Annotated in this window: 11 protein-coding genes and 1 pseudogene; 9 read left to right on the forward strand and 3 right to left on the reverse strand. The window is 70.3% G+C overall.

Annotated features, from left to right (window positions below; genetic code table 11):
- Positions 1-10 precede the first annotated feature (10 nt).
- Together ACWD3I_RS37430 and ACWD3I_RS37435 are read right to left on the reverse strand one after the other, a co-directional pair.
- Complete coding sequence (locus ACWD3I_RS37430) at positions 11-742, reverse strand: hypothetical protein (RefSeq protein ID WP_365394013.1); 732 nt, start codon at positions 740-742, stop codon at positions 11-13.
- A 62-nt stretch (positions 743-804) separates the two neighbouring features.
- A complete protein-coding gene (locus tag ACWD3I_RS37435; RefSeq protein ID WP_365394014.1) occupies positions 805-1,674 on the reverse strand; it encodes a hypothetical protein in 870 nt (289 codons plus the stop codon).
- Positions 1,675-2,084: 410 nt separating this feature from the next.
- Between ACWD3I_RS37435 and ACWD3I_RS37440 the strand changes: the two genes are divergently transcribed.
- Genes ACWD3I_RS37440 through ACWD3I_RS37480 form a run of 9 tightly spaced genes read left to right on the forward strand, consistent with a single transcriptional unit; the run spans position 2,085 to position 8,585 of the window.
- The gene (locus ACWD3I_RS37440) at positions 2,085-2,807 is read left to right on the forward strand and encodes a hypothetical protein (protein WP_365394015.1); all 723 of its coding nucleotides are present in this window, start codon (positions 2,085-2,087) and stop codon (positions 2,805-2,807) included.
- A 17-nt stretch (positions 2,808-2,824) separates the two neighbouring features.
- Positions 2,825-3,694 carry a hypothetical protein gene (locus ACWD3I_RS37445; RefSeq protein ID WP_365394016.1) on the forward strand — a complete coding sequence of 290 codons (870 nt, stop codon included), beginning with the start codon at positions 2,825-2,827 and terminating at the stop codon, positions 3,692-3,694.
- Entirely contained in the window at positions 3,691-4,998 is a 1,308-nt protein-coding gene (locus ACWD3I_RS37450) for a CpaF family protein (RefSeq protein ID WP_267015160.1), read from the forward strand. Before ACWD3I_RS37445 ends, ACWD3I_RS37450 begins: the two co-directional genes overlap by 4 nt.
- A 50-nt stretch (positions 4,999-5,048) precedes the next feature.
- Entirely contained in the window at positions 5,049-5,999 is a 951-nt protein-coding gene (locus ACWD3I_RS37455) for a type II secretion system F family protein (protein WP_451084288.1), read from the forward strand.
- Entirely contained in the window at positions 5,996-6,919 is a 924-nt protein-coding gene (locus ACWD3I_RS37460) for a type II secretion system F family protein (protein WP_365394018.1), read from the forward strand. The genes ACWD3I_RS37455 and ACWD3I_RS37460 overlap by 4 nt, the downstream gene beginning before the upstream one ends.
- A 42-nt stretch (positions 6,920-6,961) precedes the next feature.
- Positions 6,962-7,213, forward strand: a complete 252-nt coding sequence (locus ACWD3I_RS37465) for a hypothetical protein (RefSeq protein ID WP_046263660.1) — start codon at positions 6,962-6,964, stop codon at positions 7,211-7,213.
- A gap of 41 nt (positions 7,214-7,254) precedes the next feature.
- Positions 7,255-7,692, forward strand: coding sequence for a TadE family protein (locus ACWD3I_RS37470; protein ID WP_365394019.1), 438 nt, complete (start codon positions 7,255-7,257; stop codon positions 7,690-7,692).
- The gene (locus tag ACWD3I_RS37475; RefSeq protein ID WP_266889096.1) at positions 7,693-8,112 is read left to right on the forward strand and encodes a TadE/TadG family type IV pilus assembly protein; all 420 of its coding nucleotides are present in this window, start codon (positions 7,693-7,695) and stop codon (positions 8,110-8,112) included.
- Entirely contained in the window at positions 8,109-8,585 is a 477-nt protein-coding gene (locus tag ACWD3I_RS37480; protein WP_365394020.1) for a TadE/TadG family type IV pilus assembly protein, read from the forward strand. Before ACWD3I_RS37475 ends, ACWD3I_RS37480 begins: the two co-directional genes overlap by 4 nt.
- 152 nt (positions 8,586-8,737) lie before the next feature.
- Here ACWD3I_RS37480 and ACWD3I_RS37485 read toward each other — a convergent pair.
- Positions 8,738-9,040: pseudogene (locus ACWD3I_RS37485) on the reverse strand (choice-of-anchor A family protein); the annotation flags it as partial.

The raw sequence follows: 9,040 nt of genomic DNA on the forward strand, positions 1-9,040 counted from the left end.
TGAAGTGGGGTCAGTGGAGCTTGGCGTTCTGGGCCTTGACCAGGTCGGTGGGCACCTTGGCCGAGCTGGACCGGCCCTGCATGAAGCCGCTGCTGTCGATCGAGAAGTAGTTGACGATCGTGTCGCCGAAGCGGAAGGTCTGGGTGCGCATGGTCTGCGTGCCCTTGTAGCTGACGGTGGAGGCGGTGGCGATCGACTCGTCGGCGGCCGCGTCCGAGAAGGGGGTCTCCTTCTTCACCGAGGTGTAGGGGGTGCTGGCCTTGTCGGACTTGGCGGTGTAGCCCGCCGTACAGGAGGAGACCGCCTCGGCGAGACCCTTCATCGCGGTCTCGGCCTTGCCCTCGGCGTAGGTGGCGAGGGTGATGTAGTTGTACGCCAAGGTTCCGTCGTTGGCGATGTGGACGATCGAGGCCTCCGGGTCGCCCAGGGGAAGGTAGTTGGTCGCGTACGCCAGCGGTGCGCAGGCCGCCTTGTCGACGCTCATGTCCTCCTGGGTCTCGGCCATGGCATCGCCCTTGGCGGGTTCGTCGACGGTGTACTCGGGAGCCTCCGCCTTCGTGACGAACAGCTTCGTCAGCTCCTTCACCGGGTCCACGGCGGGCTTCGCCTGCGAGGCCGTCGCCGTCGGCTGGGCGGTCGTCTTCGCGTCCGAGCCGCCGTCGCCGTCACCTCCGCCGCACGCCGTGAGCGTGGTGAGGGACAGCACGGACAGCAGGGGCAGGGCGAGTGCGGCTCGCTTCATGGTGGGGGCTCCTCGGTGGTGGGTGCTTGGTCTTCGGTGAGGTGGAGGGACGAGCTGTCGTGCTAGTCGTGCTGGCCGTGCAGCAACTTCTGGAGGACCGGTGACAGTTCGGGCACCTGCGCCCCGGCCGCCTGCGCCGCGGTGACCGTCCGGACGTACTCCACCGCCTCCCCGCGCAGCCGTGTCTCCTCGCTGCCGTGGTTGCTGCCCGCCAGCCAGACGCCGATCGCCACGGGAATCAGCACGAGGGCGGCGTAACCGATCGGCTCGGTCTGCGACCAGGCCCAGGCCGCGCCACCCCCGCCCGCGAAGAGCAGCAGCCAGCCCGCCTCGTCGTGCCAGCCGCCGGAGGACGCGAGGCGTTCGTACTCGGTGACCGCGGCCGGCTTCGGAGGCACCGCGCCTCCGGTGGCACCCCGCGTAACAGTGACAGCGGCCTCCGGGTACGACGGAATCGGCGTCGCCCCCTTCCCGCTCCCGCCCTCCGCCTTCCCCTCCAGCCACGCCGGCACATGCGCCGCCGGCATCCCGTGCGCCCGGGCCACGCCCAGGACCTCGCGGTAACCGGCGAGCGCGGGGTGCAGCAGTTCACGCTTCCAGTTCGAGCGGACGCGGGTGAGCGCGGCCACGGCCAGGATCAGGAGAGGGCCTGCCGCCAGTGCGGTCTTCGGACCGAGCGAGGGCACCGACACCGCCACGAACGGCCACACCACGCACGCCAGCAGGGCGATACCGCCCGCCCACGCCAGCGGCCTGTGCTGCTCCGCCGTCGCCGCCCGGCGCCGCTCCGCGAGCAACGCCGTCACCGCCCGGTCGTCCGTGTAGTCCACGCCGGTCCGCGCCCCGATCGCGCGCACCGCCTCCGCCACCCGGGCGTCCGACGCCAGCGCCGCCCCTCCGATCGGAAGAAGGACCGCTTCCGTGCTCGCCATCGCCGTCATCCCGCCCCGTGTCCGTGAATCGAGCAAGGATCATGGCACGGCGGTTTCCGGCCCTCGTGAGCGAATCGTGCAGGCCTCATGGGCGGACCGTGACGAAAGCCCTCCCGCGTGCAGGATGAGATGCCTGTCATTGATTCGCTCCCGCACAGCTCACGGGCCCTGCTCCGGCTCCCGCACAACTGGGCAACACGCGCCAGAAGTTGCAGATGAATAACGAGGAGCAGGGTGAGGCGCATGACTCCGGACGCGCCTTGAGGGGCTTATGTGCGGCTGATACGGTGCCATGGCTTGACACTCACCCCAGCATGGCTATCCGCGCAGATCGAGCAGCGGCGGGTGAAGTGTCCTAATTTGCAGAGAATTTGGCAGACAATTTTCTTGGGTGTACGGGGAGCGGTTGCGTGAAGATCCAAGAGCGTACGGGGGCGGGTCAGGGTCGTTCCGCCGCTCCTGCTCAGCCGTCGGTCGGTGACCGGCTTCCCACGCCGCCTCGCGAGCGCAAACCGGCGCTGGCGGCGCTGGCGGTGCTGCTGATTCTGGTCGGAGCGCTGGGGGCGACGATGCTCGTGCTCCAGGCCGGGGACCGGATCGAGGTCGTCAAGGTCACGGAGGAGATCCCGGCGGGCGGATCGGTCACCAACAGCAACGTGACCTCCGTCATGGTCGCCGAGGACAGCAGCATCCACTACATCAAGTGGTCACTGCTGGACGACCTGAAGAAGCTGAAGGCCGTCAGCACCATCCCGGCGGGCGCCGTCGCCGTCGGGGAGATGTTCGGTGACAAGGTCGCCGCCTCCGACGGCAAGACCCTCGTCGGTCTCTCCCTCAAGGCGGGTCAGTTCCCGACCGGCATCAAGGTCGGGGACACCGTCGCCGCCTACCGCGTCACCGAAGGCGGCTCCGCCACCGGCAACAGCTCCGCCGCGACGTCCGGCAGCGACAACTCCCTGCTCGTCGGCAAGGCGGTCGTGACCGCCACACCGGGTGCCAAGAGTGACGATGACCTCGTCGGCAGCACCAACTCGGCCTACACCCTGGCCGTCGGCTCCGACGAAGCCGCCGCCCTCGCCCAGGCCGCCGCCAACAACGAAGTCGTCCTCGTCCTCGTCCCCAGCAGCAACTAGAAGGCGGCTCCCGACCCATGGCGCTCATCGCTCTCGCCGCCGACAAGGGTTCCCCCGGCGTCACCACCGCGGCCGTCGCCCTCGCGGCGGTCTGGCCGCGACGGGTGCTGCTCGCCGAGACCGACCCGGCGGGCGGCGACCTCGTCTACCGCAGTGCCGCCGCGCACGGCGGGCCGCTCAACCCGAACACCGGCATGCTGTCCATCGCCGCCACCGCGCGCCGCGGACTGGTCCCCGACCAACTCTGGGACCACGTGCAGCCGTTGAGCGGCGGGCTCGAGGTGCTCGTCGGACTCGGGAACGCCGAGCAGGCCGCCGGTCTCGCCGGACTGTGGCCGACCCTCGGGCACTCCTTCGCCTCGCTCGCCGAGTCCCCGCACGCAGCCGCCGACGTCATCGCCGACTGCGGCCGGATCGCCGGGGACACCCCCGCCGTGGACCTGTTCCCGCACGCCGCCCTCGTGCTGCTGATCAGCCGTACCGAGCCGGAGGCCATCGCCCGCGTGCGCGACCGTGCCGCCGCCCTCGGCAACAAGCTGCACGGCGGCGCGCGCGGTGCCGCGAGCCTGGGCACGCCGATGATCGGGGTCGTGCTGATCGCCGACACCAACAGCGCGGCGAAGATCGCGGGTCAGGTCAACGACATGCTCGTGCACGCCCAGACCGGCGCCCGTGTCGTCGGCACCATCGCCGACGACCCCGCCGGCGCCGACCAGTTGGCCGGCCGCAAGCGCGGGCGGCTCGACAAGTCGCTGCTCATCCGCTCGGCCCGCAAGGTCACCGCGGACCTCTACCAGCAGTACGGCGCCGCCTGGACCGTACCCACCCAGGCCCAGCACGGTCAGATGCACGGCGACATGAACGGCCATGCCGGAGCCGGCCGATGACCGCTGTCGACCATCAACTGGTCAAGCGGTTCCGGCAGGACGCCGGCGACCGGATCTCGGAGCAGCGCCGCCAGGACCAGGTGTCCGGCGTCACCCCGATGTCCCCCGAGGACGAGCGGCACTACGCCCGCGCGGTCATAGCCCAGATCCTGGAGGACCACGCCCGCACCGAGATCAACGCCGGGCGGACCCCTCTCGACGCGGAGACCGAGGAGCAGTACGCCGCCGCGGTGCACGCCGCGCTCTTCGGCGTCGGACGGCTCCAGCCGCTGCTCGACAACCCGGACGTCGAGAACATCGACATCAACGGCTACGACCAGGTCTTCGTCGGCTACTCCGACGGCAGTGAGGTCACGGGCGACCCCGTCGCCGAGTCCGACGAGGAGCTCATCGAGCTCATCCAGGTGCTCGGCGCGTACTCGGGTCTGTCGTCCCGACCCTTCGACTCCGCCAACCCCCAGCTCGACCTCCGGCTCCCGGACGGCTCGCGTCTGTCGGCCGTCATGGACGTCACCCGGCGCCCGGCGCTCTCCATCCGTCGCGCCCGTATGGGCAAGGTCTTCATCTCCGACCTCGTCGGCAACGGCACGCTGAGCCCGGAGGTCGCGCACTTCCTCGCCTGCGCGGTCCGGGCCCGCAAGAACATCATGATCGCGGGCGCGACCAACGCCGGAAAGACCACCCTGCTGAGGGCCCTCGCCAATGAGATCCCGCCGCACGAGCGTCTGATCACCGTCGAACGCGCCCTGGAGCTCGGGCTCGACACCTTCGCCGACCTCCACCCCAACGTCGTCGCCTTCGAGGAACGCCTGCCCAACTCCGAGGGCCAGGGCATGATCCCGATGGCGGAACTCGTCCGCCGTTCGCTGCGTATGAACCCCTCCCGCGTCATCGTCGGTGAGGTCCTCGGCGACGAGATCGTGACCATGCTCAACGCGATGTCGCAGGGCAACGACGGCTCGCTGTCCACGATCCACGCCAACAGCTCCAGCGAGGTCTTCAACCGTATTTCCACGTACGCGTTGCAGGCCTCCGAGCGGCTGCCCATCGAGGCCAGCCAGATGCTGATCGCGGGCGCCGTGAACTTCGTCGTCTTCATCCAGCGGCGCAACAACTTCCAGACGGGCGGCCGGCTCCAGCGTTCGGTCACCTCCATCCGCGAGGTCAACGGCGTGGACGGCCGGGTGCTGTCCAGCGAGGTGTTCGCCGAGGCGCACGACGGCCGGATCGTGCCGCACGCGCCCATCGCGTGCGTGGAAGACCTGATCGCACAGGGCTACCGGCCCACCGGAGCGTGGGGGTGACCATGACGACTCAGACCCAGACTTTTGCCGCACTCGACTCGCTCGGTTCCATGGGCGGGCTGTTCTCCACCGAGGTCCTGTTCTCGATCGCGTCCGGTGTCGCCGTCGGCGGTGGCATCGCGCTGTTCGCCATCGCCGTACGAGGGCTTCCGGCCAAGCCGGACCACGAGAAGCAGAAGGCGGCCGAGCGGGCGAGCGAGCTGATCCGGTTCGCCGGGCAGCGCGGTTCGCTCGCCGCCATCGTCGGCATCGTCGTCCTGCTGCTCACGCAGTGGGCGGTGGCCGGTATCGCGGCCGGTGTGCTCGTCTTCTTCTGGGACCGGCTGTTCGGCGGTGCCGGTGAGGAGCGCGCCGCGATGAAGCGCGTGGAGGCGCTGGCCGGCTGGACGGAGTCGCTGCGCGACACCATCGCCGGTGCGGTCGGCCTGGAGCAGGCCATCCCGGCGTCCGCGCGGGCCTCGGCGCCCGTGCTGCGCCCGCACCTGGACTCGCTCGTCGACCGGCTGCGTGCCCGCACGCCGCTGCCCGACGCGCTCCAGCACCTCGCCGACGAGATCGACGACGCCTCCGCCGACATCATCGTCGCGGCGCTCATCCTCAACGCCCGCCTCCGCGGCCCCGGTCTGCGCCAGGTGCTCGGCGCACTCGCCAAGTCGGCCCGCGAAGAGGTCGACATGCGCAATCGCGTGATGGCGCAACGGGCCTCCACCCGGCGCTCGGTGCAGATCGTCGTCGCGGTGTCGGTCGCCTTCGTCCTCGGACTGTCCGTGTTCAACCGGGAGTTCGTGGAGCCGTACGGCACGGCGATCGGCCAGGTCGTCCTCGCCATCGTCTGTGGCCTGTTCGCCCTCGGCTTCTGGTGGCTGCGCAAGCTTTCGACGATCGAGACACCCGAACGCTTCCTGATCAAGGACGACGCGTCGGTCCAGTTCGTCCGTCCCCGCACGCCGTCCCAGCAGCAGCCGGTCCAGCCGTCGCAGGAAGAGGGGGTACGCCGATGAGTGACGTCACCATGCCGGTCGCCGTCGGCGCGATCATCGGCCTCGGCATCTACGTCCTGGTCCGCGCCCTCATGCCGTCGAAGCGGAGCGCGGTCTCGCAGGTCGCGCGGATCGACGCGATGCGGGCCCGGGGCTCGGCGTACGAGTCCGCGCGCACCGCCTCCGACTCGGGGCGTCTCGGCTCGGTGCGGGCCGACGTCGGCCAGCGCGTCGCCGAGTTCTATCTGCAACAGGGCTGGGAGCAGCGCTCGCTGCGGGCGGACCTCGCGGTCCTGGACCGCAGCTGGGAGAAGTTCCTGGCGACGAAGGTGCTGCTGGCCACGGCGGGGCTGTTCTTCGGCCCGCTCATGTTCGCGATCGTGTGGACACTGGCCATCGCCGACAGCCCGATCATCCCGGTCTGGCTGGCGCTGCTGTTCGCGGCCGTCTTCTTCTTCCTCCCCGACCTGGAGGTACGCCGGGACGCCGCCGACAAGCGGCGCGACCTGCGACGGGTGATCGGCGCCTATCTGGACCTGGTGTCGATGAGCCTCGCCGGCGGCCGTGGTCTGCCGGAGGCCCTGATGGCGGCGGCCGAGGTGTCGGACGGCTGGGCCACCCAGCGCATCCGCAACGCCCTCGCCGACGCCCGTATCACCGGCATCAGCCAGTGGCAGGCGCTGGGCCAGCTCGGTGAGGAACTGGGCGTGGAGGAGCTGAAGGACCTCTCGGCCTCCCTCGCCCTGGTGGCGGACGACGGCGCGAAGGTGCGTGAGTCGCTCGCCTCCCGCGCCGAGACCATGCGACACCGCGAGATGGCCGAGATCGAGGGCAGCGCGGGCGAGAAGTCACAGTCGATGCTCGTCGCCCAGCTGCTGCTGTGTGCCGGCTTCCTGGTGTTCCTGATCTACCCGGCCGCCATGCGGGTCTTCCAAGTCTGACGCCGCCTCAACCCTCGAAAGCCTCTGAAAGGACAACTGACCATGAACGAGCGGAACTTCAGCACGGGGATCCCGGCGGTGGACTTCCTCGTCACCTTCCTCCAGGGCCGCGTGCAGCGTGCCCGCTCCGGCGAACTCGACCGCGGTGCCTCCGCCGTCGAGTGGGTCATCATCTCCGCGGTCGTCGTGGCGATCGTCGGCGTGGTCGCCGCGATCATCAACCGTGCCCTGGAAGGTGGCGCCGAGAAGGTCGAGAACTGCATCAACGGCGCCAACCAGAGCGGCACCTGCTGAAGCAGCGGAATCGAAGAAGGTACGGGGGTCTGGTGCAGCGCATGCGGGCATGGGTACGCCGGCGACGGGAAGCCGCCGCGACGGGCGGCGAATCCGGCATGACCGCGATCGAGTTCGTGCTGCTCACCCCCGTCCTGTTCTTCATGATCTTCGCCACCGTGCAGTTCGCGCTGTACTTCTTCGCCGACCACGTGGCCCAGGCGGCCGCCCAGGCCGGCGCCCGTAAGGCGCGTGCCACGGCGCACGACGAGCCGGGTGCGTGGCGGGGCAAGGCGCGGGACGTGGTGGACGACTACATCAGCCAACTGGGCCCGAGCCTGGTGCTGTCACCGGACGTGGCGATGCTCCAGCCGGAACAGAACACGGTGGGTGTGGAGATCACGGCACGGGTCCCGTCGGTCTTCCCCGGCCTGGATCTCACCGTGCACGCGCAGTCGGTCGGCCCGGTGGAGCGGTTCGTGACGGAGGACGGCAACTAGATGTCCTCTTTCAAGCGCCGCCTGGATGACGACCGGGGCCTGTCCGCCATCGAGGTCGTGATCCTGGCCCCGGTGATGATCCTCTTCATCCTCGTCCTGGTCGCCTTCGGGCAGATGGTGGAGGGGCGCGGCGCCATCGACGGCGCGGCCCGCGACGCCGCCCGCGCGGGCTCGCTCCAGTGGGACGTCGGCAACGCCATGGCGGAGGCACGGAAGGCGGCCGAGGCCGACCTGACGGACGTCTGCGTCGGCCCGGTGACGGTGGACAAGACCAGCGCCGGCTTCGAGGACGCCGAGCTCTTCACGGTCGAGGTCAGCTGCCGGGTGAAGGGTCTGGCCATCGTCGGCCTGGACATCAAGACCACGATGTCGGGTTCCTTCACGGCCCCGCTCGACCCGTTCAAGAGGAAGGCGGGATGAGGAAGTTGAGTGTTCCTTCCGGTGTCCGCGCATGGCTGGGGTCCCGCCGCGCCCACCTCGACGACCGCGGTTCCGGCGCCGGCGCGGTCATCATCTTCGCCCTCGTCTTCATCTCCCTCTCGGCCTTCGTGATCGACGGCGGCCTCTCCATCTCCAAACGGGAGCGCGCGGCGGACATCGCCGAACAGGCGGCCCGTTACGCCGCCCAGGACATCGACACCGACGCCCTCTACGAGAACGAGGGCGGCGAAGCACCGATCAACTACGAGAACTGCGACGCCCGCGTCAAGGCCTTCGCCCGCGAGATGGACATGTCCGGCGCGGACATCGCCGCCACCCACTGTGTGGCGGCGGACGTCGACCAGGTCGAGGTCGAGGTGCAGCTGACGTACTCGCCGGTGTTCGTCGGCATGTTCTACAACGGCGACGTGGTCGTCCACGGGCAGGCGGTCGCGGAGAACCAGGTCGGCTGACGCCGTCGTCGCACCGCACGGGGTGACGCGGGATGCGTCCGCGCAGTCTTGGCGAAGTCCGGTGAGGCACCGCGCCCTGTGATGGGCGCGGGGAAGTCCGCGAGCAGCCCTCACCGGCCCGCAGGTCCATCACCGCACCTCCCGCAGAGCGCTCAGCCGCCCGGCGTGGGGCCCGCGCAGTCGTCCCCGGGGGATACGGGGGCGGGGGCCGGGTCGGTCGGGGTCGGCGGGTCGGTGGGGCTGGGGGTGGTCGGGTCCGGGTCCTGGACGGGCGGAGCGGCCGGGGTCGGGTCCGGGTCGGCCGGTGTGGGGCTCGGGTCCTGGACGGGTGGGTCGGCCGGTGTGGGGCTCGGGTTCTCGACGGGTGGGGTGGCCGGTGTGGGGTCCGGGTCGGCCGGTGTGGGGCTCGGGTCCTGGACGGGTGGGGTGGCCGGTGTGGGGTCCGGGTCGGCCGG

It is taken from the genome of Streptomyces sp. NPDC002817, assembly GCF_053592055.1.

Bases quoted from the DNA above. Each gene is read 5' to 3' on its own strand.
- ACWD3I_RS37450 (WP_267015160.1), top strand. From the start codon at position 3,691: ATGACCGCTGTCGACCATCAACTGGTCAAGCGGTTCCGGCAGGACGCC.
- ACWD3I_RS37445 (WP_365394016.1), top strand. From the start codon at position 2,825: ATGGCGCTCATCGCTCTCGCCGCCGACAAGGGTTCCCCCGGCGTCACC.
- ACWD3I_RS37480 (WP_365394020.1), top strand. From the start codon at position 8,109: ATGAGGAAGTTGAGTGTTCCTTCCGGTGTCCGCGCATGGCTGGGGTCC.
- ACWD3I_RS37475 (WP_266889096.1), top strand. From the start codon at position 7,693: ATGTCCTCTTTCAAGCGCCGCCTGGATGACGACCGGGGCCTGTCCGCC.
- ACWD3I_RS37430 (WP_365394013.1), bottom strand. From the start codon at position 742: ATGAAGCGAGCCGCACTCGCCCTGCCCCTGCTGTCCGTGCTGTCCCTC.
- ACWD3I_RS37455 (WP_451084288.1), top strand. From the start codon at position 5,049: ATGGGCGGGCTGTTCTCCACCGAGGTCCTGTTCTCGATCGCGTCCGGT.
- ACWD3I_RS37470 (WP_365394019.1), top strand. From the start codon at position 7,255: ATGCGGGCATGGGTACGCCGGCGACGGGAAGCCGCCGCGACGGGCGGC.
- ACWD3I_RS37465 (WP_046263660.1), top strand. From the start codon at position 6,962: ATGAACGAGCGGAACTTCAGCACGGGGATCCCGGCGGTGGACTTCCTC.
- ACWD3I_RS37435 (WP_365394014.1), bottom strand. From the start codon at position 1,674: ATGGCGAGCACGGAAGCGGTCCTTCTTCCGATCGGAGGGGCGGCGCTG.
- ACWD3I_RS37460 (WP_365394018.1), top strand. From the start codon at position 5,996: ATGAGTGACGTCACCATGCCGGTCGCCGTCGGCGCGATCATCGGCCTC.